The organism is Streptomyces sp. NPDC002680, from assembly GCF_042889145.1.
Classification (GTDB): domain Bacteria; phylum Actinomycetota; class Actinomycetes; order Streptomycetales; family Streptomycetaceae; genus Streptomyces; species Streptomyces adonidis.
The window spans coordinates 468949-491003 of record NZ_JBIAQP010000005.1; the positions used below are offsets into that span (position 1 = coordinate 468949).

General features: G+C 70.1%; 24 protein-coding genes and 2 pseudogenes. 15 read left to right on the plus strand and 11 right to left on the minus strand.

Translation table 11 applies throughout. The annotated features are described in order from the left end of the window. Positions 1–25: 25 nt before the first annotated feature. Genes ACFYXF_RS16820 through ACFYXF_RS16830 form a run of 3 tightly spaced genes read right to left on the minus strand, consistent with a single transcriptional unit; the run spans position 26 to position 2127 of the window. Positions 26–271 carry a hypothetical protein gene (locus ACFYXF_RS16820; RefSeq protein ID WP_389350302.1) on the minus strand — a complete coding sequence of 82 codons (246 nt, stop codon included), beginning with the start codon at positions 269–271 and terminating at the stop codon, positions 26–28. Between the two features lie 4 nt (positions 272–275). Beyond that, positions 276–1013 carry an NADPH-dependent F420 reductase gene (npdG, locus tag ACFYXF_RS16825; protein WP_389350303.1) on the minus strand — a complete coding sequence of 246 codons (738 nt, stop codon included), beginning with the start codon at positions 1011–1013 and terminating at the stop codon, positions 276–278. A 37-nt stretch (positions 1014–1050) separates the two neighbouring features. Next, a complete protein-coding gene (locus tag ACFYXF_RS16830; RefSeq protein ID WP_389350304.1) occupies positions 1051–2127 on the minus strand; it encodes an exo-alpha-sialidase in 1077 nt (358 codons plus the stop codon). A gap of 155 nt (positions 2128–2282) precedes the next feature. On the opposite strand from ACFYXF_RS16830, the gene ACFYXF_RS16835 reads away from it, so the two are divergent. Together ACFYXF_RS16835 and ACFYXF_RS16840 are read left to right on the plus strand one after the other, a co-directional pair. Then, positions 2283–2852, plus strand: coding sequence for a hypothetical protein (locus tag ACFYXF_RS16835; protein ID WP_389350305.1), 570 nt, complete (start codon positions 2283–2285; stop codon positions 2850–2852). A gap of 91 nt (positions 2853–2943) precedes the next feature. Further along, entirely contained in the window at positions 2944–4242 is a 1299-nt protein-coding gene (locus ACFYXF_RS16840; protein WP_389350306.1) for an MFS transporter, read from the plus strand. A gap of 72 nt (positions 4243–4314) precedes the next feature. Here the strand turns inward: ACFYXF_RS16840 and ACFYXF_RS16845 are convergent, their stop codons facing one another. Continuing rightward, positions 4315–4545, minus strand: a complete 231-nt coding sequence (locus ACFYXF_RS16845) for a hypothetical protein (protein WP_389350307.1) — start codon at positions 4543–4545, stop codon at positions 4315–4317. Positions 4546–4605: 60 nt separating this feature from the next. Here ACFYXF_RS16845 and map point away from each other — a divergent pair, with 60 nt between their 5' ends. Together map and ACFYXF_RS16855 are read left to right on the plus strand one after the other, a co-directional pair. Continuing rightward, positions 4606–5463 (plus strand): type I methionyl aminopeptidase, encoded by an 858-nt coding sequence (gene map, locus ACFYXF_RS16850; protein ID WP_369030813.1) that lies wholly within the window; start codon positions 4606–4608, stop codon positions 5461–5463. A 152-nt stretch (positions 5464–5615) separates the two neighbouring features. After that, on the plus strand, positions 5616–6269 hold the full coding sequence (locus ACFYXF_RS16855) for a heme oxygenase (biliverdin-producing) (protein ID WP_389350308.1): 654 nt from the start codon (positions 5616–5618) through the stop codon (positions 6267–6269). Positions 6270–6539: 270 nt separating this feature from the next. On the opposite strand, the gene ACFYXF_RS16860 is transcribed toward ACFYXF_RS16855, so the two are convergent. After that, positions 6540–7184, minus strand: a complete 645-nt coding sequence (locus ACFYXF_RS16860) for a PhzF family phenazine biosynthesis protein (RefSeq protein ID WP_389350309.1) — start codon at positions 7182–7184, stop codon at positions 6540–6542. A gap of 37 nt (positions 7185–7221) precedes the next feature. Further along, positions 7222–7989, minus strand: a complete 768-nt coding sequence (locus tag ACFYXF_RS16865; RefSeq protein ID WP_389350376.1) for an HtaA domain-containing protein — start codon at positions 7987–7989, stop codon at positions 7222–7224. On the opposite strand from ACFYXF_RS16865, the gene ACFYXF_RS16870 reads away from it, so the two are divergent. Continuing rightward, positions 7964–8233, plus strand: coding sequence for a hypothetical protein (locus ACFYXF_RS16870; RefSeq protein ID WP_389350377.1), 270 nt, complete (start codon positions 7964–7966; stop codon positions 8231–8233). The genes ACFYXF_RS16865 and ACFYXF_RS16870 overlap by 26 nt on opposite strands. Here the strand turns inward: ACFYXF_RS16870 and ACFYXF_RS16875 are convergent. Continuing rightward, positions 8212–8832, minus strand: a pseudogene (locus ACFYXF_RS16875) (HtaA domain-containing protein); the annotation flags it as partial. The gene ACFYXF_RS16870 and the pseudogene ACFYXF_RS16875 sit on opposite strands and share 22 nt — an antisense overlap. Beyond that, positions 8813–10267: an HtaA domain-containing protein gene (locus ACFYXF_RS16880; RefSeq protein ID WP_389350310.1), complete on the minus strand. Its 1455-nt coding sequence runs from the start codon at positions 10265–10267 to the stop codon at positions 8813–8815. The pseudogene ACFYXF_RS16875 and the gene ACFYXF_RS16880, both read right to left, overlap by 20 nt. Before the next feature lie 152 nt (positions 10268–10419). Here ACFYXF_RS16880 and ACFYXF_RS16885 point away from each other — a divergent pair, with 152 nt between their 5' ends. The 7 genes from ACFYXF_RS16885 (at position 10420) to ACFYXF_RS16915 (ending at position 18025) form a co-directional block, all read left to right on the plus strand. Further along, entirely contained in the window at positions 10420–11460 is a 1041-nt protein-coding gene (locus ACFYXF_RS16885; RefSeq protein WP_389350311.1) for a hemin ABC transporter substrate-binding protein, read from the plus strand. After that, positions 11457–12542 carry a FecCD family ABC transporter permease gene (locus ACFYXF_RS16890; RefSeq protein WP_389350312.1) on the plus strand — a complete coding sequence of 362 codons (1086 nt, stop codon included), beginning with the start codon at positions 11457–11459 and terminating at the stop codon, positions 12540–12542. The genes ACFYXF_RS16885 and ACFYXF_RS16890 overlap by 4 nt, the downstream gene beginning before the upstream one ends. Before the next feature lie 70 nt (positions 12543–12612). Continuing rightward, positions 12613–13491, plus strand: coding sequence for a heme ABC transporter ATP-binding protein (locus tag ACFYXF_RS16895; RefSeq protein WP_389350313.1), 879 nt, complete (start codon positions 12613–12615; stop codon positions 13489–13491). 220 nt (positions 13492–13711) lie between these two features. Then, positions 13712–14854, plus strand: coding sequence for an iron uptake system protein EfeO (efeO, locus tag ACFYXF_RS16900; protein ID WP_389350314.1), 1143 nt, complete (start codon positions 13712–13714; stop codon positions 14852–14854). 27 nt (positions 14855–14881) lie between these two features. Further along, a complete protein-coding gene (gene efeB, locus ACFYXF_RS16905) occupies positions 14882–16147 on the plus strand; it encodes an iron uptake transporter deferrochelatase/peroxidase subunit (protein WP_389350315.1) in 1266 nt (421 codons plus the stop codon). A 5-nt stretch (positions 16148–16152) separates the two neighbouring features. Continuing rightward, a complete protein-coding gene (gene efeU, locus ACFYXF_RS16910; RefSeq protein ID WP_389350316.1) occupies positions 16153–17061 on the plus strand; it encodes an iron uptake transporter permease EfeU in 909 nt (302 codons plus the stop codon). Further along, positions 16985–18025, plus strand: coding sequence for a hypothetical protein (locus ACFYXF_RS16915; protein WP_389350317.1), 1041 nt, complete (start codon positions 16985–16987; stop codon positions 18023–18025). The genes efeU and ACFYXF_RS16915 overlap by 77 nt, the downstream gene beginning before the upstream one ends. Positions 18026–18047: 22 nt before the next feature. Here the strand turns inward: ACFYXF_RS16915 and ACFYXF_RS16920 are convergent, their stop codons facing one another. Next, positions 18048–18794: a bifunctional DNA primase/polymerase gene (locus ACFYXF_RS16920; protein WP_389350318.1), complete on the minus strand. Its 747-nt coding sequence runs from the start codon at positions 18792–18794 to the stop codon at positions 18048–18050. 162 nt (positions 18795–18956) lie between these two features. Further along, positions 18957–19625: a TetR/AcrR family transcriptional regulator gene (locus ACFYXF_RS16925; RefSeq protein ID WP_389350319.1), complete on the minus strand. Its 669-nt coding sequence runs from the start codon at positions 19623–19625 to the stop codon at positions 18957–18959. A gap of 110 nt (positions 19626–19735) precedes the next feature. On the opposite strand from ACFYXF_RS16925, the gene ACFYXF_RS16930 reads away from it, so the two are divergent. Continuing rightward, a complete protein-coding gene (locus ACFYXF_RS16930) occupies positions 19736–19939 on the plus strand; it encodes a DUF6243 family protein (RefSeq protein ID WP_389350321.1) in 204 nt (67 codons plus the stop codon). A 9-nt stretch (positions 19940–19948) separates the two neighbouring features. Here ACFYXF_RS16930 and ACFYXF_RS16935 read toward each other — a convergent pair whose 3' ends face one another. Further along, complete coding sequence (locus tag ACFYXF_RS16935) at positions 19949–21046, minus strand: DUF5937 family protein (protein ID WP_389350322.1); 1098 nt, start codon at positions 21044–21046, stop codon at positions 19949–19951. A 9-nt stretch (positions 21047–21055) separates the two neighbouring features. On the opposite strand from ACFYXF_RS16935, the pseudogene ACFYXF_RS16940 reads away from it, so the two are divergent. Further along, positions 21056–21616: pseudogene (locus ACFYXF_RS16940) on the plus strand (MFS transporter); the annotation flags it as partial. Further along, on the plus strand, positions 21613–22032 hold the full coding sequence (locus ACFYXF_RS16945) for a cytidine deaminase (protein WP_389350323.1): 420 nt from the start codon (positions 21613–21615) through the stop codon (positions 22030–22032). The pseudogene ACFYXF_RS16940 and the gene ACFYXF_RS16945, both read left to right, overlap by 4 nt. Positions 22033–22055 lie beyond the last annotated feature (23 nt).

Consider the following 22055-nt stretch of genomic DNA (forward strand, 5'->3'; position numbering starts at 1 on the left):
GCGGTGAAACTCCTCCGGCTTCGGTTTATCCGTGGGTCTGCTTGCCGCGCCGGACGTAGTACCAGCACATGTTGGACGACAGTCCGGCCAGCAGCACCCACACGATCCCCAGCAGGTTGCCCTGGACGAAGGACACGACGGCGGCGGCCACGGCGAGCAGGCAGACGGCCAGGGCGTAGAGGGCGAGGCGGGGCATGTGGACTGCTCTCCTGTCGGGGACACCGGGCGGGGGGACACTGCCGGAAACGGAAACCCGTCCAGTGTCCCCCATCCGCTCAGATGTCGGTGACGCGCAGGCCCGCGTGGGCCTTGTAGCGGCGGTTCACCGAGATCAGGTTGGCGACCAGCGACTCGACCTGGTGGGCGTTGCGCAGCCGCCCGGAGAAGACCCCGCGCATGCCGGGGATACGGCCGGCCAGCGCCTGCACGATCTCCACGTCCGCCCGCTCCTCGCCGAGGACCATCACATCGGTGTCGATCTCCTCGATCTCCGGGTCCTGGAGCAGTACGGCCGACAGGTGGTGGAAGGCGGCCGTGACCCGGGAGTCCGGCAGCAGGGCGGCGGCCTGTTCGGCGGCGCTGCCCTCCTCCGGCTTCAGCGCGTACGCGCCCTTCTTGTCGAAGCCGAGCGGGTTCACACAGTCCACGACGAGCTTGCCGGCCAGTTCCTCGCGCAGGGATTCGAGCGTCTTGCCGTGTCCGTCCCAGGGCACGGCGACGATCACGATGTCGCTGCGGCGCGCGGTCTCGGCGTTGTCGGCGCCCTCGACCCCGTGGCCGAGTTCGTCGGCGGCGGCCTGGGCACGGTCGGCGGCGCGCGACCCGATGATCACCTTCTGGCCGGCCCTGGCGAGCCGGTAGGCGAGGCCCTTGCCCTGCGGCCCGGTCCCGCCGAGCACGCCGACGACGAGCCCGGAGACGTCGGGAAGGTCCCAGGGGTCCTTGGCCGGGGCCTTCGCCGGCGTCTGAGCGGGCTTCTCGGCAGGGGTCTGTGCACTGTCGGTAGAGGTCATGGGCCGACTTTACGTCCGTGCCCGGGCGCCCATGGGGTCAGGTGAGCTGGGTCACGGGGACCCTCCGGAAGGGGATCCTCTCGTACGGGCCGAAGTCCCCGGTCTCGAAGAGGAGTCCGACGGTGCGGGCGTCGATCCGGACGAGGTCGGAGTAGGCGGCGGGCAGGCCGTTCACGGTGTGCGCCGGGCGCCAGGTGGTGCCGCCGTCGGTGGAGACGCGGATGGTCATCAGGGCGCGGGCGGCGGGATCGGCGGGCCCGGAGAAGAGGAGCAGGTCGGGGTCGCGGAACTGGAGCACGCTGCCCTGGCAGACGGGGGCGGACAGACCGGCCTGCGGGCGGAAGGGCTTGACGAGGGTCCGGCCGCCGTCCGTGGAGTGGGCGTCGGCGCGGTTGCCGGGCGACGGGGAGTCGTTGCGGGTGTTGAAGTAGACGCGGCCGTCCGGGAGTTCGGCGGCGGTGGTCTCGTTGACGTTGATGTACCCGTTGGTGTTCTCGTCGAGGTACCCGATGGACCATGTCGCGCCGCGGTCGTCGCTGAGCAGACAGTGGCCGCTGTTGTACTTGGCCTCGTTGCCCAGGTCGTCGCCGGTGGGCGGGACCGTGTGGTTGGCGGCGACGACGACCCGGCCGCCGCTCAGCTGGATGGCGTGGCCGGGGGTGGTGGCGTACCAGCGCCAGTCCGCGTGCTTGACCTGGTCGGTGATCTCCACGGAGGAGGACCAGCTGACGCCGTCGTCGTCGCTGTGCCGGACCCAGATACGGCGGCCGTCGGCGGCCGAGACGTTGCCGAGCAGGATGTCCTTCTCGGTGACCGTGCCCGAGGCCCGGACGTACACGAGGAGGATGCGGCCGGTGTCGAGGACGACGGGGGCGGGGTTGCCGGCGAGGTTGGTGCCGTTCTTGGCGGCGACGGTGAGCGGGCCCCAGGTCCGGCCGCCGTCCGTGGACCGCTTCAGCACAATGTCGATGTCGCCGTGGTCCAGGGCGGAGGCGACCCGACCCTCGCAGAACGCGAGCACGGTGCCGGCGTGGCTGACCACGACGGCCGGAATGCGGTAACTGGCGTAGCCCTCCTGGCCGGACCAGAAGGGGATGCTCGTCTCGACGGTCATGTGCGGCTCCTCGGTGGGGCGGTGAGTCGGTAAGTAGGTGCCTACGTGGTAGATGAGTGCGTGGTCAGGGCAGTGATTCGTGTTCGTACCCAGGTTGGGCGAAAACACTGTGAATTGAGCGCCCCGAGTTGTCCGTTGCGGCAGGATGCGCGGTCATGGACGCCGTACGGGTCGCGCTGCTGCGCGAAGTGCTCGCGGGAACCGAGTGGTTGGGGGCCACGCGGAGGTTCGCGGGGGCGTTACGGGGTTCCGTGGTGTCGTACGGGGGCGGGCTGCTGCTGGTGGGCACGCCGGAGTACGAGCCGTGGCACCTGGCGGCCCATCTCGTGGACGAGGCGGCGTGGTCGGGGACGCCCGAACTGGCCCCGACGCTCGTACGGTCGGACGGGCTGGGGCGGATCGAGGCGGCGCGCCGGGGCGAGACCTTGCTGATGGTGGCGCCGGAGGGGGTGGACGGCTGCCTGCTGGAGCGGGTTCTCGACGCTCGGCGCAGTGGTGTGAAGGTGCTGGTGCTGGGGTCGGGCGAGGGGGAGCTGGTGTCGCTGGCGCATGAGTCGCTGGCGGTGCCGGAGGGCCTGGAACTGGACCTGGACACGGTGCAGCACCTGGTCAGCGCGGCGGTCGGGGAGAACTCGGTGCCCGTGGTCCGAGGACGGCGCCGGTTCCGTGACCGGCTGTCGAGACTGGCGGACGTCCTGACGGCACCGCCGCCGTCCCGCTGGTAGAGAGACGCTGGTAGAGAAACCGCTGGTAGAGAAACCCTGCCCGAATAAACCGGTTGCCCCTCCCTCCCCCCACCCCACAGCATGACCCCACGTGACCTCAGCGCTCCGTGCCCTCCTCCCCGACCTCTCCCCCTGGCGGGCCTCCCCCGACTTCCGGAAGCTCTGGCTGTCGGGGCTGATCACCAACTTCGGGAGCTTTCTGACCTTCGTCGCGCTGCCGGTGCAGATGAAGGAGCTGACCGGGTCGGCCGCCGCGGTCGGGGCGATCGGGGCCGTGGAGCTGATCCCGTTGATCGTGTTCGGGCTGTACGGCGGGGCGCTGGCCGACGCGGCGGACAAACGGAAGCTGATCCTGTGGACGGAGGCCGGCCAGGGACTGCTGTGCGCCGCGCTGCTCGTCAACGCCCTACTGCCCGACCCCCTCATCTGGCCGCTGTACGTCGTCGCGGCGCTCACCTCGGCGCTCGGTTCGGTGCAGCGGCCGGCGCTGGATTCACTCATGCCGAGGATCGTGGCCCATGAGGATCTGCCGGCCGCGGCGGCGCTCAACTCCTTCCGCTGGACGGTCGGCGGGGTCGCGGGCCCGGCGCTCGCGGGCGTGGTCGTGGCATACGCGGGGCTCGGCTGGGCGTACGCCGTCGATGTCGTGACCTTCGCCGTGTCCCTGCTGTTCGTCGTGGGGCTGGCCGCCTCCCCCGCCTCGCACGAGGCCGCGAAACCCTCCCTCCGGTCGATCGCGGAGGGCGCCCGCTACGCGTGGAACCGCAAGGAACTCCTGGGGACGTACGCCATCGACCTGGCCGCGATGTTCCTGGCGATGCCGCTCGCAGTCCTCCCGTTCCTGGCGGACGAGTTGAACGCGGAGTGGTCGCTGGGCCTGATGTACGCGGCGATCCCGGCCGGTTCCCTGCTCGTGAGCGTCACCAGCGGCTGGACGTCGCGGGTGCACCGGCACGGGCGGATGGTCGTGCTCGGGGCGGCGGGCTGGGGCCTGGCGATCGCCGTGTCCGGGACCTTCGGGAACATATGGCTGGTGCTGCTGTTCCTCCTCCTGGGCGGCTGCTTCGACATGATCAGCGGGATCTTCCGAGGCGCGATGTGGAACCAGACCATCCCGGACGAGCTGCGCGGCCGCCTCGCCGGCATCGAACTGCTCTCCTACTCGGTCGGCCCCCAGCTGGGCCAGGTCAGAGCGGGCGGCGTCGCCGCCTGGCGCGGCGTACGGACATCGATCTGGTCGGGCGGCCTGGCCTGCGCGGCGGGCGTGGGCGTACTGGCCCTGTGCCTACCGGCCCTGATGCGCTACGACGTCCGCACGAACGAACACGCGATACGCCTGCGGGAGCAACGGGAGAAGACTGGCAGTACCACCAAACAGAGGGCGATCTGACCTACTCAGGGGCGCGGGGAACTGCGCGACCAGCCACAACGCACCCGCAGCCGACAAACCGCCCCCACCAACTCAGTCCTCGTCCCCGCCGCGCGCCACCGCATCGTGCCACTTGGGATCGCTCTCCCACTGAAGATTCCGCTCACGAGCCGTCTCCATCGCGTGTTCGGCCTCCGCCCGCGTGGCATACGGGCCGAACCGGTCCTTGCCCGGACAGTCCGGCCCCTCCTCGACCTTCTTGTGCTCCAGGCAGTAGTACCACTCCCCCGGTTTACCGACCGTGCGCTTCTTGAACAGGGCCATGGCTCACGCTCCTTTCACCACGTTCATCGTCCCCCACCCGGGCTCGTTAAACTCGCTGTCATGTCTGGCCAGTCGCTGCTCGTACCAGGGGACCTGTCCCCCATCCGTTCCGTGCCCGGAAACATCCGTCGCCCCGAGTACGTCGGCAAGCCCGCGCCGACCCCGTACACCGGGGCGGAGGTGCAGACGCCCGAGACGATCGAGGCGATGCGGATCGCCGGGCGGATCGCCGCGCGGGCGATGGCGGAGGCCGCGAAGCTCATCGCGCCCGGCGTGACCACCGACGAGCTGGACCGGGTGGCGCACGACTACATGTGCGACCACGGCGCCTACCCGTCCACCCTCGGCTACCGCGGCTTCCCCAAGTCGCTGTGCACGTCCGTCAACGAGGTCATCTGCCACGGCATCCCGGACTCGACGGTGCTGCGGGACGGCGACATCGTCAACCTCGACGTGACGGCGTACATCGGCGGGGTGCACGGCGACAACAACGCGACGTACCTGGTCGGGGACGTGGACGAGGAGAGCAGACTGCTCGTCGAGCGCACCCGGGAGTCCCTGGACCGGGCGATCAAGGCGGTCAGGCCGGGCCGGCAGATCAACATCATCGGCCGGGTCATCGAGTCGTACGCCAAGCGCTTCGGCTACGGAGTCGTCCGGGACTTCACGGGCCACGGCATCAACTCCTCCTTCCACTCCGGGCTGATCGTCCCGCACTACGACAGCCCGCACGCCACGACCCTCATCCAGCCCGGAATGACCTTCACCATCGAGCCGATGCTGACGCTGGGGACGCACGACTACGACATGTGGGACGACGGCTGGACGGTCGTCACCAAGGACCGCAAGCGCACGGCCCAGTTCGAGCACACGCTCGTGGTGACCGACTCGGGCGCGGAGATCCTCACGCTGCCCTGACCCACCTACTGCCCCCCACCTGTCCACATACCGGACAAACAGCCCGCCTTCTCCTTGAGGGCGGGCTGGCCGGTTTTCTGGGTACGCTTTTGCCGACAGCCAGTCGGTAAAAGTATTGACTTAGGTTAGCCTTACCTCAGAGGATAGGCCTCATGGACTCCTTTTCGACAGTCATCCGCACCGCGTCGCACGAGCAGCACGTGGAGGCGGAGACCTCGACGTTCATGAGCGACATGCTCGGCGGCAGGCTCGGCGTGGACGCGTACGCGCGCTACACCGAGCAGTTGTGGTTCGTGTACGAGGCCCTGGAGGCGGCTGCCGGACGGCTGGCGTCCGATCCGGTGGCGGGCCCCTTCATCCAGCCCGAGCTGATGAGGCTGCCGGCGCTGGAGAAGGACCTCGCGCACCTCCGCGGCCCCGACTGGCGTGCGACGCTCACCGCACTGCCCGCGACGCGGGCGTACGCGGACCGGGTCGCCGAGTGCGCCCGGGAGTGGCCGGCCGGATACATCGCCCACCACTACACCCGCTACCTCGGAGACCTCTCCGGCGGGCAGATCATCCGCGACCGGGCCGAGAAGACGTGGGGCTTCGCCCGCAAGGGGGACGGCGTCCGCTTCTACGTCTTCGAGGAGATCACGAACCCGGCGGCGTTCAAGAGGGGGTATCGCGAGCTGCTGGACGGGGTGGGGGGCGCGGTGGACGAGCTGGAGCGACAGCGGATCGTGACGGAGTGCAAGAAGGCGTTCGCCCTGAACACGGGGGTCTTCCGGGCGTTGGGCGAGGAGTTCCCCATGTCCGCGTGACCATCACCCCTGAATGTTTTCGCCCCCGCCGCCCCTACCCATACCCATCCCTGGGGGCTGCGCCCCCAGACCCCCCTTTCGGCCTGAACGGCCTCGTCCTCAAACGCCGGACAGGCTGAAATGCCCCGGCCAGCGCTGAAGATCAAGCCTGGCCGGCACCCTCCAGCCCGTCCGGCGTTTGAGGACGAGCGCGTTCAGCGCGACAGGGGGGTCTGGGGGCGCAGCCCCCAGAAGGATGGGACGGGTAGGGGCGGCGGGGGCGAGGAAAACTCAGCGCTCCAGGAACACCCGTCCCCCGATCTCCACCCACCCCATCGGCTGGGGCGCCGTCAGTATCTGCGAGCCCTTGCCCTGGGTGATGTTCAGCGCCCGGCCCAGCTCGTGGGTCAGGAGCAGCGCCGCCGCCCCCGTCGCCTCGTCCTCCTCGATCCCGTCGTCGCGGCCGGGAAAGCCGCGGGCCCGCACCCGGCCCGCCGCCTCGTCCTCCCACGCCCACGCGTAGACCCACTCCCCCACCGGCGGCACCGCCAGCGCGTCCACCTCCGCCGCCGACCCGTACCGCCGCAACGTCCGCCCCGGCACCCACTCCGCCCGCGCCTCGATCCAGCTGAACTCCCCGTCCAGCCGCGCCCCCACCAGCCCGGCCGGCGTGACCAGTTCGGGCACGTCGAGCAGCCAGGCCGAACCGACGCAGGGGTGACCGGCGAACGGCAGGCGCAGGGTCGGGGTGTAGATGTCGATGACTCCACGCTCGGGGTCGTCGACGAACACGGTCTCGCTGAACCCGAGTTTCGCCGCGAACGCCTGCCGTTCGTCCCGCTCCGGCATGACGGAGCCCTCACGGACCACGCCCAGCTCGTTGCCGTATCCCCCGTTGGGCGAGCAGAAGACGCGGAGTACGTCGTAATCAGTCACGCGCGCATTCAAACACCCAGGTGGCAGCAGTCACCAACTACGCGTCCTGGACGTCCGTACGGCGACGCCGTACCGCCAGCACCACACCCGCGCCCGCAGCGACCGTCACCGCGGCGGCCGTGCCCAGCGCCCCGACCGGAACACCCGCACCGGTGGACGCCAGGCCGCCGCCCGTCACACCTCCGGTTGTCGAGCCCGTCGTACCGGAGGAACCGCCCGTGGAGCCGGACGAGCCAGAGGTACCGCCCGTGGAGTCCGATCCGCCGTCGCCGCCCGGGAGTTCGGCGCCCTCGGCGACCGCGACCGACAGGTCGACCGGGTCGAGTTCCGTGCCCGTCTCGTAGAAGTCGCCGAAGGCCTTCGCACCGGCAGCTGTGAGCTTCGCGGTCACGTCGGACAGGGTGATGACATCGTTCACAGCCGTGAGGTCGGTCGCGTCCGTCGTCAGGTCGGCCAGGACCACGTCGTCGGACGTCTCGCCGAGGCTCTCCACGTCGGCGGTGAGTTCGCCGGCGCCGTTGTCGATCGTCGCCCTGAGGTCGCTGAGGGTGAGGTCGAGGCCGTAAGTGCCGTTGTCCTCGTGGCCCTTGAAGTTCACGGCGCCCGCGAAGGCGGCGGAGAGGGTCTCGGCGTCGGTGTCGTACTCGCCCGAGCCATCGACGAACGTGAACACACCGTTGTCGGCGGCCTGGGTCGCGCCGTCGGAGGTCGTGATCGTGCCCTTGGCTACGCCGTCCACGACGTACGTACGGAAGGACTGCTTCACACCCCAGCCCAGCGTGCCGTCGGTGATGTCACCGCTCACCGGGGCTGCGGTGTCGGTGTCCGACGGGGACGCCGAGGGCGCGGCGGACTCCGACTCGCTCTGCGACGGCGACGGGGACGGGGACGCCGAGGTCGAGGCCGAGGCAGAGGTCGATCCCGACGGAGTCGAGGTCGGGGACGGTGACGGCGAGGTCGACGTGGTCGGGGACGTGGACGCCGACGGGCTCGGGGACTCCGGCGTCCTCTGTACGACCGTCAGCGGGTCGCCCGCCGCCCCGCTGTAGCTGGAGCTGCCGAAGACGGTCGCCGCCTCCGCCGTCAGCTTGGTCGCCATCTCGGTCATCGCCTGGGTGACCGTGACGTCGGCGAGCGGGACGTCGTCCTGGGTGGTGCCGCTCCTCGTGACGTCGGCGGTGATCTTCGCCGCCTTGCTGTCGAACTTGACGTCGGACAGGGTGAGTTCGAAGCCGTGCAGCGTGGAGGCGATCTTCAGACTGCCCTTGAAGCCGAGGTTCACGGTGTGGGCGGTGGAGTCGTACGTCCCCGTGCCCTCCGTGAAGGTGAAGGCCCCGTTGTTCGCGGCCTGCGAGGCGCCGTCCGCCGGGGTGAAGGTGCCGGCCGCCATTCCGGTCACGTAGGTGCGGTACGACTGCTTGATGCCCCAGGTCAACTCGTAGCCGCTGAGCGGGACTTCGGCGGCCGAGGCGGTGGAGGCGACCGTCGTGGCGAGCGCGGTGGCGCCGAGCGCGACCGCCGTGGCCACGGCGGCGGCGAGAGCGAGGGGGCGTCTGGAGGAGGTGGCGGACATGGTGGTGGTTCTCCTAGGTGGACGGTCCGCCAACCGGCGGACGGTGTAAGGGGGTTCAGGCCCCGTCCGGCGCATCAGCAGCGGCGGCGGTGTGGGCCTTGCGCCTGCGGGTGACGACCACGAAGGCCACGGCCGCCAGCAGCAGGGAGCCGGCCGCCAGGCCGACGGGCAGGAGCGGTGAGCCGTCGTCGGAGTCGGAGCCGGTGTCGCTCGCGGCGTTCTCCGTGTCCGGTGCGGCGGACTCGGCCGCCGCCTCCGGGGTCGCGGACGTCTCCGTCCCGGTGCCCGCGCTGCCCAGGTCGGGCAGGGCGGGGAGTTCGGCGTCGTCGGTGAGGGTGACGGCGAGCGAGACGGGGTCCATCTCCGTGCCCGCCTTGTACATCCCGCCGAAGGCCTTCGCGCCGCGCTCGGTGAGCTTCGCGGGTGCCTCGGTCAGCGCTACCAGGCCGTTCTTGGCGGCCGGCTTGGCGGCGGTGAAGGTGATAAGCGGGACGTCGGCGCCCTTGAAGTCCGGGCTCGCCACATCCGCGTACAGCGTGCCGGTGCCGTTCGCGGCGACCGTGGTCCGCAGTCCGCTCAGCGCCAGGTCGAGCCCGTTCTCGCCGGTGAAGCGCACCGCGCCCGTGAAGGTCGCGGTCAGTTTGCCGTCCTTGTACGTGCCCTTGCCGCTCGGGAAGCGGAAGAGCGCGCCGCCGTCCTGGGCGCCGGAGGACAGCGTCCACTTGCCCTTGGCGATGTCGCCGGTGACGTACTCGCGGAAGGTCCGGCGGACGCCCCAGTCGACCGCCCCGTCCTTGATCGCGCCCGAAGTCGCCTTCGGGGCCGTGGACTTGGAGGGGGTGGCGGTGGGGGCCTTGGTCGTCGGAGTCGTCGTCGGCTGCTTGGTCGCCGCCGCCTGGACATCCGCCGAGAGGCTCACCGGATCGAGTGCGGTGCCCGCCGTGTAGTACCCGGCGAAGGACTTGGCGCCCTCGGCGGTGAGGGTGGCGGGGAGGTTGTTGAGGGTGACCGCGTTGCCGCCGCCCCGCATGTCGATGCCGCCCAGGGAGAGGGCGGCGAACGGCACCTGCGAGGACGTCGTGACCGTCCCGGTGTCCTTCTCCTTGCTGGTGACGTCGACGTAGAGGGTGCCGGAGCCGCCGGAGATCCGGACGGTGGGGCGGCTGATCGTCAGGTCGAGCTGATAGGTCCCGTCGGCCTTCTTGTGGCCGACGAAGTGGACCCCGCCGGAGAAGCCCGCGCGGAAGACGCCCGTGTCGCCGTCGTACGAACCCGTGGCCGAGTGAAAGCGGAACTGGCTGCCGCCGACCGTGGCCGCGCCGCCCGTGAGGGAGAAACTCCCCTTCGCTATCGGGCCGGTGACATAGCTCTGGAAGGACGACTTGATGCCCCAGTCGAGCCTGCCGCCCTGCACGGTACGGCTCGCGGCATGCGCGGCGGCGGCCGGGAGGAAGGCCCCCAGGACGGCCGCGCACAACACGATCACCAGGGCACGTAGGCGCGCGGGCATGGGGTGTCCTCCGATATCCGACGGGATTCGACTGCCAGTAGCGAGCGAAGGTAAGGCTAACCTAAGCTTTGGCCAGCGGAAACGTAAGAGGGCCGAGAGAATCCAAGACGGTCCGAGACGATCCAAGAGAAACGGATGGCACCGTGGGACGCTTGCGCACGCGATTGGCGGGAGCACTACTGTCCGCGCTCGCCCTCACGGCGACCGGCTGCGTCGGCACCCAGGGCTCCGGGCAGGACAGTCCACAGGGCACGTCCAAGGCCGCCGCGAGTGCCGTCGCCGCGGATCGCCTGGAACCCCTCGCGAACCCTTCCGAACCTCAACTCCCCGTCACCGTACGGTCGTCAGACGGGGAGAAGGTGACCGTCGAGGCCGCCGAGCGGATCGTGCCCCTCTCCGGCAGCCTCAGCGAGATCGTGTTCACGCTCGGGCTCGGCGATCGGGTCGTCGCCCGGGACATCACCGCCACCTTCGCCCAGGCGGAGAAGCTCCCGATCGTCACCCGCAACCATGACGTCTCCGCCGAGAGCGTGCTCTCCCTGAAGCCCGATCTGGTCCTCGCCGAGACGACCACCGGCCCCGAGGAGGCGATCGGCCAGATCCGCGACGCCGGTGTCCCGGTCCTCGTCATCGACCCGGCGAAGGGCCTCGGCGATGTCGGCCCGCGCATCCAGGCGGTCGCCGACGCGCTCGGCGTACCGGCGGCCGGTGAGGAGCTGACGAAGCGTTCCGAGGACCGGATCGCCGCCGTACGCAAGGGGATTCCGCAGTCTGCGGAGGGTGCGGAGGGTGACGAAGAGCCTCGCGTCGCCTTCCTCTATCTGCGTGGCTCCGCCTCCGTCTATCTCATCGGCGGCAAGGACTCCGGGGCGACCTCGCTCCTGGAGGCCGCCGGGGCGATCGACGCGGGCGCGGACTCGGGGCTCGAGAAGGACTTCACGGCCATTACGACCGAGGCGCTCGCGCAGGCCGCGCCGGACGCGATTCTCGTCATGACCAAGGGACTTGAGTCCGTCGGCGGTATCGACGGCATGGTCGAGATCCCCGGTGTCGCGCAGACCCCGGCCGGGATGGAGCGCCGGGTCGTGTCGATCGAGGACGGTGTGCTCCTCAACTACGGGCCGCGTACGGACCAGGTGCTGAAGTCGATCGTGGCCCAGCTGTACGCCGACAGCGACGGAGAGGCCCAATGACCTTGCTGGACAAGGTGGTTGATGCCGCCGAGGAGGCCTCGCCGGTACGCCGGGTGCGTGGCGGCACCTGGCTGCTGACCGTCGGACTCGTCGGCGCGCTGCTCGTGCTCGTCCCGGTCGCCGCCGGGCTCGGGGCGTATCCGATCCCCACGGGTGATGTGCTGGGCTCGGTGCTGCACAAGGTCGGGCTCGGTGGCGCCGAGTTGGAGCGCGTCCCCGAGTCCGTTCTGTGGAACGTGCGCTTTCCGCGGATCGTGCTCGCGCTGCTCGTCGGGGCCTCGCTGGGGTGTGCGGGGGCGTTGATGCAGGGCATGTTCAGCAATCCGCTCGCCGAGCCGAGCATCATCGGCGTCTCGTCGGGCGCGGCCGTCGGTGCGGTGGGGGCGATCTCGCTCGGCCTCAACTTCCTTGGCACGGTGACGATTCCGACGGTCGCGTTCATGACGGGGCTCGCCACTGTGCTGCTGGTGTATTCGATGTCTCGCGCCGGTGGTCGTACGGAGGTCGTGACGCTGATCCTCACCGGGATCGCCGTGAACGCGTTCGCGGGGGCGTTGATCGGGCTGTTCCTGTTCTTCGCGGACACGGCGGCGGTGAACCAGATCACGTTCTGGCAGCTGGGGTCGCTTGCGCAGGCGACCTGGTCGAAGGTGGTGGCGGTGCTGCCGTTCGCGGTCGTGGGTCTGGTGATCGCGCCTCTTTATACGCGTCGGCTGGATCTTCTGGCCCTTGGTGAGCGGCCTGCGCGGCATCTGGGGGTGGATGTCGAGCGGATGCGGGTTGTGTTGATTCTGGTGATCGCGTTGTTGACGGCGGCGGCCGTCGGGGTCTCGGGGATCATCGGGTTTGTCGGGCTGGTGATTCCGCATCTGTTGCGGATGGCTGCGGGGCCTGGGCATCGGTTTCTTGTGCCGGGCAGTGCGCTTGGGGGTGCGGTGGTTCTGCTGGCGGCGGATCTGGCGGCTCGGACGGTTGCCGCGCCCGCCGAGCTTCCGCTCGGTGTACTGACTGCGCTGCTCGGCAGTCCGTTCTTCTTCTGGTTGCTTCGGAGGACTCGGCGGCGGCAAGGGGGGTGGGCTTGAGGGGTTGTTTGTCGGCCGACGGCCGGTGGGGGCTTGTCGCGCAGTTCCCCGCGCCCCTGGGTGGGGATCCATGCCGCTCGATTCCAGTTCCCCCTGCTCCACTAACCCCTCAAGGAAGCTTGCCGTGAGACTTCTTCGCCCCCGTCCGGTCCCTCCTCCCCCATCCGAGCCGGGGGACGTTCTCGCCGAAGTTGAAGGGCTGCATGTTCGCCTTGGCGTCCGTGAGGTGCTTCAAGGTGTCGATGTGGTCGCCCGGGCCGGGGAGGTGTTGGCTCTGGTTGGGCCCAATGGGGCCGGGAAGTCGACGCTGTTGGGGGCGATTGCCGGCGATCTGCCCGCCGCCGCCGGGGGTGTGCGGATTCATGGGCGGGACGCCGGTGAGTGGCAGGCCGCCGAACTCGCTCTGCGGCGGGCCGTGTTGCCGCAAGCCGCCTCGCTCTCCTTTCCGTTCAGTGTCGAAGAGGTCGTTCGGATGGGGCGGGCGCCCTGGGCCGGGACCGAGCGGGAGGACGAGGACGACGTGGCCGTGGGCGAGGCGATGGGGGCCGCCGAGGTGGCCGGGTTCGCCGGGCGGCCGTTCTCCGCGCTGAGCGGCGGTGAGCGGGCCCGGGTCGCGCTGGCCCGGGTGCTCGCCCAGCGGGCGCCGCTGCTGCTGCTCGACGAGCCGACGGCCGCGCTGGACCTGCGTCACCAGGAGCTGGTGCTACGGGTGTGCCGGGAGCGGGCGCGGGCCGGGGACGCGGTGGTGGTCGTACTGCACGATCTCGGACTCGCGGCGGCCTACGCACACCGGGTCGCGATTCTGAGCGCCGGGCGGGTGGTGGCGGACGGGACCCCCGAGGCGATCTTCGAGGAACAGCTGCTGTCGGACGTGTACCGGCAGGCCATCGAGGTGTTTCCGCATCCGCGTACCGGAGCTGTCCTGATCTCGCCGGTCCGGGATTCTTGACCTGTGCATTGCCTGTGAATGGGGCATTCTTTACGTCCCCTTTGGTGAGCGATTGAGTTGCCGTGATCGTGGCGTGGCCTTACAGCGCCTGTGAGAGCTGAATCACCGAATGTCCGGGTATCACTGAGGCAAGCCTTAGGTAAGTTAGGGCCGCCTCACCAAACTTCTGTGAGCCCGGCCACGTCGATTTCTCGCCACTCACCCTCACCCAGGAGCCCGTATGCGTGCCGTCAGACTCTCCGTCGTCACCGCAGCCGCCACCGCGGCGGCACTGGCCGCCGTCACCGGCTGCACGGAGAAGGGCAGCTCCGGGAGCGACGGCGACCGGGTCATCAGCGTCACCGCGACGGACGACAAGTGCGAGGTGTCGAAGAAGGAGTTCCCTGCCGGGCACATCGAGCTGGACATCGCGAACAAGGGCTCCAAGGTCACCGAGGTCTACGTCCTCTTCCCGGACGACCGGATCGTCACCGAGCGCGAGAACATCGGCCCCGGCACCAAGCAGAAGGTCACCGCCGAGGTGAAGGCCGGCGACTACACGATCGCCTGCAAGCCCGGAATGAAGGGCGACGGCATCCGCCAGGCCGTCAAGGCCACCGGCGGTACGGTCGCCAAGCGCGACCCCCGCCTGGACAAGGCGGTCGCCGCCTACCGCAAGTACGCGCAGGAGCAGGCGGACGCCACGGTGCCGCTCGCCGAGGTCTTCGCCAAGGCGGTCAAGGACGGCGACATCGAGGCCGCGAAGAAGGCGTACGCGCCCTCCCGCATCGGCTGGGAGCGCACCGAGCCGGTCGCCGAGTCCTTCGGGGACATCGACCCCAAGGTCGACGTCCGCGCCGACGGTCTGGAAGCCGGGCAGGAATTCACCGGCTGGCACCGGCTGGAGAAGTCCCTCTGGCAGGACAAGAAGATCACCGACGCGGACAAGACCCTCGCCGACCAGCTGATAACCGACCTCACCGACTGGCAGAAGCGGGTCGGCAAGGCGGAGATCACCCCGACCTCCATGGCCAACGGCGCCAAGGAACTCCTCGACGAGGTCGCCACCGGCAAGGTCACCGGCGAGGAGGAGCGCTACTCGCACACCGACCTCGTCGACTTCAAGGCCAACGTCGAGGGCGCCCAGGACGCGTACGAGCTGCTGAAGCCCGTCGCGAAGGAGAACGACGCGGCCCTGGTCACGGAGCTGGACAAGCAGTTCGCCGCCCTGAACACGCTGCTCGACAAGTACCGCGCGGACAAGAACTCGTACGACTTCACCTCGTACGACAAGGTCACCGACGCCCAGCGCAAGGAGCTCTCCGACGCGGTGAACGCTCTCGCCGAGCCGCTGTCCAAGCTCGCCGCCGCCGTCGTGAAGTAAGAGGGGCCCATCGAAATGGCGGACGACATGACGGAGACACCCGAAACCCCCGCGGGCAGTACCTCTCGGCGGGCGCTCATCGGCTGGGGCGGAGCCGGGCTCGCGCTCGGGGCCGCCGCTGTCGGCGGGGCCGTGGCGGCGACCCGTGGCGGCGACGACGTGCAGACGGTCGCCGCCGAGACGGGCGGCGCGATCGACTTCCACGGCGGCCACCAGGCGGGCATCGCGACACCGGTGCAGGACCGGCTGCACTTCGCCGCGTTCGACCTGGAGAGCGACGACCGCGCCGAGTTCGTCCAGATGCTCAAGGACTGGACGGCCGCCGCCCGGCGGATGACCGCCGGACAGACGGTCGGCGAGGGCGCCTACGGCGGGCTCGCAGTGGCCCCGCCGGACGACACCGGTGAGGCGCTGGGGCTGAAGCCGTCCCGGCTGACGCTGACGATCGGGTTCGGGCCCGGCCTGTTCGAGAAGTTCGGGCTGGCCCAGCGGCGGCCCGAGGCGCTCGTCGACCTGCCGCAGTTCTCCGGCGACAACCTGGACAAGAACCGCAGCGGCGGCGATGTGTGCGTGCAGGCGTGCTCGGACGATCCGCAGGTCGCCGTGCACGCGATCCGCAACCTGGCCCGGATCGGCTTCGGCAAGGTCTCGGTGCGCTGGTCGCAGCTCGGCTTCGGCAAGACCTCCTCGACGACCCCCGAGGCGCAGACCCCGCGCAATCTGCTCGGCTTCAAGGACGGCACCCGCAACATCGCGGGCACCGAGACGGCCCGGCTGAAGAAGTTCGTCTGGGTCGACGGCTCGGACACCGACGCCGACTCGGCCTGGATGGACGGGGGTTCGTATCTCGTCGCCCGGCGCATCCGGATGCACATCGAACCCTGGGACCGCACCTCCCTCCAGGAGCAGGAGGACATCATCGGGCGCGACAAGGGCGAGGGCGCCCCCGTCGGCAAGGCCAAGGAACGCGACGAGCCGTTCCTCAAGGCGATGCTGCCCGACGCCCACGTCCGCCTCGCGCACCCCGACTCCAACCACGGGGCGACGCTCCTGCGCCGCGGCTACTCCTTCACGGACGGCACCGACGGCCTCGGCCGCCTGGAGGCGGGCCTGTTCTTCCTCGCCTACATGCGCGACATCCGCAAGGGATTCATCCCGGTGCAGCGCAATCTCGCGACCGACGCGCTCAACGAGTACATCCAGCACGTGGGTTCGGCCGTCTTCGCGATCCCTCCGGGCGTCCGCGACAAGGACGACTGGTGGGGCCGCGCACTGTTCACCGAGGAGGCGTAGGCGCCGTGTTCGCGAACTATCTGATCGGTCTGCGCGAGGGGCTGGAAGCCAGTCTCGTCGTCTGCATCCTCATCGCCTATCTGGTGAAGACGGACCGCCGGGACGCCCTGAAGCCGATCTGGATCGGCATCGCCGTCGCCGTCACGCTGGCCCTCGCCTTCGGTTGCGTGCTCGAATTCGGCTCCCAGGAGCTGACGTTCGAGGCACAGGAGGCGCTCGGCGGCTCGCTGTCGATCGTCGCCGTCTGCCTGGTGACCTGGATGGTCTTCTGGATGCGGCGTACGGCCCGGCACCTGAAGTCCGACCTGCACGGCAAGCTGGACGCCGCCCTCCAGATGGGCACGGGCGCGCTGGTCGCGACCGCGTTCCTGGCGGTGGGCCGCGAGGGCCTGGAGACCGCGCTGTTCGTGTGGGCGTCGGTACGGGCGTCCGGTGACGGCACCCAAGGCCCCCTGATCGGCGTGCTGTTGGGCATCGCGACGGCGATCGTCCTCGGCTACCTCTTCTACCGGGGCGCCCTGCGCATCAACCTGTCGAAGTTCTTCACCTGGACCGGCGGCATGCTGGTCGTCGTCGCGGCGGGCGTCCTGGCGTACGGCTTCCACGACCTCCAGGAGGCCGACTGGCTGCCGGGCCTGAACAACAAGGCCTTCGACATCAGCGACACGATCCCGCCGGACAGCTGGTACGGCACCCTCCTCAAGGGCGTCCTCAACTTCCAGCCCGACCCGACCGTCCTCCAGGTCACGGTGTGGGCGCTGTACCTGATCCCGACGCTCGCGCTGTTCCTCGCCCCGGTAGGGTTCGCCTCCGGGAAGGGGAAGGTGAAGCCAGCTGATGAGCAGGTTGAGCAGGGGTCGCAGCCCTCGGACACCACGAAGGACACCACGAAGGACGCCACGAAGTCGTCTTGACCGGAGTGCCCTCCTCGCGGCCTCGGTGACCGTATTGTCGCTGGCCGCGAGCGGCTGTGTCGTGGTGCACGGCGAGCGCGAGGTGGTCCCGGCGGCGACCCGCGCGGAGGCGGCCGAGGCGCTGAAGGACTTCACGGCCGCGTACAACAAGGCGGACAAGGCGTACGACCGTTCCCTGGACGCCGACTACGTCACCGGCGCCCTCGGCGCGATCGACGCGGCCCGGCTGAACGCGGGGCGCGAGAACAACCCGGCCGGCAACCCGTCGTACGTACCGCTGGAGTTCACGGACACCAGGTTCGCGATCCCGAAGAAGGCGGGCTGGCCGCGCTGGTTCGTCGCGGACGCCGACGCCAACAAGGGCGACGAGGCGCGCTGGCTGCTGGTGTTCACGCGCAGCAATGTGGCCGAGCCGTGGGCGGTGGCGTATCTGACGCTGGTCGCCCCGAACGACGTACCGGTGTTCAAGACGGACCAGGACGGTCTCGCGGAGCCGGTGACGGCTGACTCGGCCGAACTGGCCGTCGCGCCCAAGGACTTGAGCGCGGACTACGCGACCTATCTGAAGGACGGCACCGGCGACGTCTTCGCGCCCGGGGTGCACACGAGCGGCTGGGTGGAGCAGCGCAAGAAGAGCGCCATCAAGCCCGGACTCGTCACGCAGTACATCGACGAGCCGCTCGGCAAGGACGACTTCGCCCCGCTGGGCCTGCGTACGGCGGACGGCGGCGCGCTGGTCTTCTTCGCCACGCACCACTACGAGAAGCAGACGGCCGCGCTGGGTACGTCGATCCCGGAGCCGAGCGACAGTGTGCGGGCGCTGACGACGGGCGAGATCAAGCAGTCGCTGACCCTGGAGTTCGTGTCGAACCAGGCGGTCATCGACCCGGCCAAGGGCGCCGCGAGCCAGGGTGTGGAGTTCCTGAGCCGCATCCAGGGTCTGACGGCGGCGCAGGGAGAGTAACTCCGGCTGTTCCGGCGGGGGTTCAGCCTCGGGAGGGCCAGGCCGCGGTGGCGTGGTCGGGCTCCTCGCCGGCGTACCGGGCGCAGGCGTCGGTGAGGACTTCGAGCAGGCTCAGCGGGTCGGGCAGGGCGAACTCCGGCCCGCGTACCCAGTACACGCCCTGCTCACCGGGCAACCGGGCGGGCGGTACGAGGACATAGGAGCCCCGGCAGTGCCAGCGCAGGCCCGGATGCTCGTCCGCGGTCTCGGGGTGGCAGTCCAGTTCGCAGGGCCACCACTCGTCCTCGTCCTCCGGGGTGCCACGGGTGAGGGTGAAGAACAGCAGCCGGCCGTCGTCGCTCTCGGCGACGGGACCTACCTCGATACCGGCCCCGAGGAGCCGCTCCAGCGCCTCGCGCCCCGCTTCGAGGGGCACGTCGAGGACGTCGTGGACTATGCCGGTCGCGGTGATGAAGTTGGCCTGCGGCTGATGCCGGGCCCATCGCTCGATCTGGGCGCGGTCGGTGGTGGACTGCGTCTGCCAGGCGAAGGAGATCGGGTGCCGGGCGGGCGTGGGACAGCCGACGCGGTCACAGGAACACCGGTAGGCGGAGGGGTGCGCGGCGGGCGCGAGGGGCAGTCCCGCCCGGGCGGCGGCGAGCAGCAGCTCCTCACGGCGCCCGCGCTCGGCGCCGGCGGCGGCCTCGTGGGCGTCCGTACGGCGTCCACGCAGCCACTGGGAGATCCTGCCCTGCCGGCCCGTCGTACGACCGCCGAACTCCGCGCTCATGTATCGCCTCGCCTCGCTGTTGTGCGGACAGCCTGCTCCATGGTCCCACCATCCTGCGCTGCGGGAGGCCGGAGCCGACATCCGGGGTGGGTGGGACGAGGCGTGCGGGGGGCCGGATCGGCCGTTTTTCGGTCGATTAGCAGTATTTGTCATCCACCAGTTTCAGCCGTCTTGGGCTTCCTTGTTGCCAGAAGACCTGCCGGGCGAGGCGATCCCGTGGAGGGCGTAGTCGACGAGGGTGTCCGTGTACTCGTACGAGATCGGTCCGGTGTACTGGAGCCAGCGCTGGGCGAGCGGGGAGACGAAGAGTTCGAGGGCGATACGGGGGTCGATGCCCGCCCGCACCTGCCCGGCTTCCTGGGCGGAGCGCAGGCGCTGCACGTACAGCTGGAGCGAGGGTTTGAGCAGCTTGGCGACGTATCTGCGGCCGAGTTCCTCGTTGACGAAGCCTTCGGCGGCCAGGGCGCGGGACGGCACCGCGAACACGGGGTCGAGCAGCTGGTCGACCGTGAGGCGCAGGACGGCCTTGAGGTCGGCGGCGAGATCACCGGTGTCGGGGATGACGTAGTCTCCCCCGGGCTGGGCAACCTCGGAGGCCCGCTCGCTCAGATCGACGAAGGCCTCCATGAGGACGTCCCCCTTGGAGGACCACCACCGGTAGATGGTCTGCTTCCCGACGCCGGCCCGGGCGGCGATGCCCTCGATGGTCGTCTTCTGGTACCCGACCTCACCGATGAGAGCGAGGGCGGCCTCATAGATGGCGCGGCGGGACTTCTCGCTGCGGCGGGTGGAGTCGGGGGCGGGCCTGTCGGGGGCGGGTTTCTGGACCATGTCGGCAATTTATCAGGTTGACAAGACGGAGCGTCTCGCGGAGGGTGAGAGGGTCCGGTCTGGCGAGACGATACGTATCGTCATTTATCTACGGCAGAAGGAGATGTGCGATGGCACGAGGCGGCGGAAACATGCTCGGAGTCGGCGGCACCCGCAGCAACCTGGGCAAGAACGCCCTGCGGGGCGGCGGCCGGGGCAAGCAGGTGGGCGGCGGCACGGACCCGCAGGCCCAGAAACGGGAGCTGGTGCGGAAGCTGCAGGAGAAGCGGGCCGAGGAGGAGGCACAGGACCAGGAGGAGGCGCAGGACAAGTAGGGAAGCCTCTCAGCGCAGCACGGCCGCCAGCAGGTCGGTTCCCAGTGCCGTCAGGTCGGGCAGGTTGACGGTGTGCCGGACGTAGCGGCCGTGCCGCCGGGCCGTGAGCAGGCCCGCGCGGCGCAGGACGGCGAGGTGGCGGGAGACCTCCGGCGGCGTGAGGTCCCAGACTCGGGCCAGCTCGCCGGTGGTGTGCGGGCCGCAGGCCAGGGTGCGCAGCAGCCGTAGCCGTACGGGATGGGCGAGCGCCTCCAGCCGGAGGGTGACCGTTTCCAGCGGTACCGGCTCCGCCGACGGGCTCGGCTCGGCCACCGGGTACTGCACCACCGGATGCCAGCCGGGCGCGTGGACCGCGACCAGGTGGGGGCGGCCGAAGACGCTGGGGATGAAGGTGACCCCGGCTCCGTGGGCGGCGGTCGCCTTGTCCTGGAGCTTGTCCACGACGATGCAGTCGCCGTCGGGGGCGAGGGCGACGGCGCCGGAGACCGAGTCGAGTGCGGCCCCGACGCCCTGGCGTTTCAGCAGGTCGTTCTTCAGGCGCAGATCAGTGGCGAGGCGTACCGCGACGTCCGTCCAGGCGGCGTCGAAGAACGCGTCGGCGCACTGTTCGAGGGTGTCGCGCACCCCGGCCCGTACTGCGGCCGGGTCCGCGAGGAGCCGTTCCGCGAAGGCCTCCTGGCGCGCGCCACGAGCCTGGGCGAGGTCCAGGGCCCACTCGCGCGCGGCCCTGTCGCTGAGCGGTGACGGCGCACCGAAGTGGACCCGGCTGCTGCCGCACGTGGTGACGAGCGCGGCGGTCACATACCTCTCGTCGTCGATCCGGTCCACGTCGTCCAGTTCCTCGGCGAGGGTCGACCGGGGCCGGGCGGGGATCAGGAAGTCGGCCTGCGAGGAACGCCAGAGAAAGTCCGCCTCCCGCAGCCGCTCGGCCAGCTCGGGCCGCAGCCCGGCCCAGACGTCCCCGGCCCATCCGGCGAGCTGCGGATGGTGTCCGGGTTCGGCGAGCACGTGGAGCATCGCTGTCAGTTCGGCCAGCGAGGAGGCCGCGAACCGCAGTCGCTCGGACGGCGGTCCGCCGATCCCGCTGATGTCGATGCGCAACGTCATCCGTTCATCAACGTGGTGTACGTCTTCTGCCTCAACGTCCCTGAGATCGCGCTGCCGTTGGTGCTGGTGACGCAGTTGCACGCCTCCCCGATGTGGTCGGCGGCCATCTTCGTCGCCAACACGGTGCTGGTGGTCACCCTTCAGGTCCCGGTCACCGTGCTGCTGTCCCGATACTCCCGTCGGACGGTGCTGGCAGCCTCCGGTGTGGTGCTCGCGGTGTCGTACGTCGGCTTCCTCGCGGCGACCTCGCTGGGGCACGGCTGGGCGGCTCCGGCGGTCGCCGTCGTTTCCGTGTTCTGCACGATCGGCGAGATCATCTACGCGGGCAGCGCGACCGCGCTCGTCACAGCCATGGCTCCGGCCCAGGTCATGGGTCGTACCCTCGCCCGGTTCGAACTCTCCACGGGGTTCGGCCTGGCGGTGTCCCCGGCGGTGATCACGGCTCTGGCACCGCACGGGGCGACGGCTCTGTGGGGCAGCCTGGCGGCGGCAACACTCGTGTCGTCGGCTGCCGTGGCCAAGGAGAAGGAAGCTGCTGTAGTGAAGGAAGAGGAGACGCGGAAAAGATGACCACCCACCACCCCGTGGACCACGAACTCATCGAGGCGGCGGCCCACATCGCCCGCACACGCTGCCGGGGCGACAACCACACCATGGCGGCAGCGGCCCGCGCCCGGGACGGCCGGATCATCACGGCGGTGAACGCCTACCACTTCACCGGCGGCCCCTGCGCCGAGTTGGTCGTCATCGGCACGGCGGCGGCCCAGGGCGCGTACGACCTGGACACGATCGTCGCGGTGGGCGACCGCGAGCGAGGGGTCGTCCCGCCGTGCGGCCGATGCCGCCAGGTGCTTCTGGACTACTTCCCGACGCTCAAGGTCATCGTCGGCAAGGCGGACGACCTCCGAGCGGTCCCGATCGGCGAGTTGCTCCCCGAGACGTACGTCTGGGCGGACCACCAACTGGACGCCGAGCAGGCCGAATAGGATGCCGTGGAGCCGCCGCACGG

Bases quoted from the DNA above. Each gene is read 5' to 3' on its own strand.
- ACFYXF_RS16920 (WP_389350318.1), bottom strand. From the start codon at position 18,794: ATGAGCGCGGAGTTCGGCGGTCGTACGACGGGCCGGCAGGGCAGGATC.
- ACFYXF_RS16855 (WP_389350308.1), top strand. From the start codon at position 5,616: ATGGACTCCTTTTCGACAGTCATCCGCACCGCGTCGCACGAGCAGCAC.
- efeB (WP_389350315.1), top strand. From the start codon at position 14,882: ATGACGGAGACACCCGAAACCCCCGCGGGCAGTACCTCTCGGCGGGCG.
- efeO (WP_389350314.1), top strand. From the start codon at position 13,712: ATGCGTGCCGTCAGACTCTCCGTCGTCACCGCAGCCGCCACCGCGGCG.
- ACFYXF_RS16890 (WP_389350312.1), top strand. From the start codon at position 11,457: ATGACCTTGCTGGACAAGGTGGTTGATGCCGCCGAGGAGGCCTCGCCG.
- ACFYXF_RS16935 (WP_389350322.1), bottom strand. From the start codon at position 21,046: ATGACGTTGCGCATCGACATCAGCGGGATCGGCGGACCGCCGTCCGAG.
- ACFYXF_RS16930 (WP_389350321.1), top strand. From the start codon at position 19,736: ATGGCACGAGGCGGCGGAAACATGCTCGGAGTCGGCGGCACCCGCAGC.
- ACFYXF_RS16820 (WP_389350302.1), bottom strand. From the start codon at position 271: ATGGGGGACACTGGACGGGTTTCCGTTTCCGGCAGTGTCCCCCCGCCC.
- ACFYXF_RS16830 (WP_389350304.1), bottom strand. From the start codon at position 2,127: ATGACCGTCGAGACGAGCATCCCCTTCTGGTCCGGCCAGGAGGGCTAC.
- ACFYXF_RS16925 (WP_389350319.1), bottom strand. From the start codon at position 19,625: ATGGTCCAGAAACCCGCCCCCGACAGGCCCGCCCCCGACTCCACCCGC.
- ACFYXF_RS16915 (WP_389350317.1), top strand. From the start codon at position 16,985: ATGAGCAGGTTGAGCAGGGGTCGCAGCCCTCGGACACCACGAAGGACA.
- map (WP_369030813.1), top strand. From the start codon at position 4,606: ATGTCTGGCCAGTCGCTGCTCGTACCAGGGGACCTGTCCCCCATCCGT.
- npdG (WP_389350303.1), bottom strand. From the start codon at position 1,013: ATGACCTCTACCGACAGTGCACAGACCCCTGCCGAGAAGCCCGCTCAG.
- ACFYXF_RS16880 (WP_389350310.1), bottom strand. From the start codon at position 10,267: ATGCCCGCGCGCCTACGTGCCCTGGTGATCGTGTTGTGCGCGGCCGTC.
- ACFYXF_RS16835 (WP_389350305.1), top strand. From the start codon at position 2,283: ATGGACGCCGTACGGGTCGCGCTGCTGCGCGAAGTGCTCGCGGGAACC.
- ACFYXF_RS16845 (WP_389350307.1), bottom strand. From the start codon at position 4,545: ATGGCCCTGTTCAAGAAGCGCACGGTCGGTAAACCGGGGGAGTGGTAC.
- ACFYXF_RS16945 (WP_389350323.1), top strand. From the start codon at position 21,613: ATGACCACCCACCACCCCGTGGACCACGAACTCATCGAGGCGGCGGCC.
- ACFYXF_RS16895 (WP_389350313.1), top strand. From the start codon at position 12,613: ATGCCGCTCGATTCCAGTTCCCCCTGCTCCACTAACCCCTCAAGGAAG.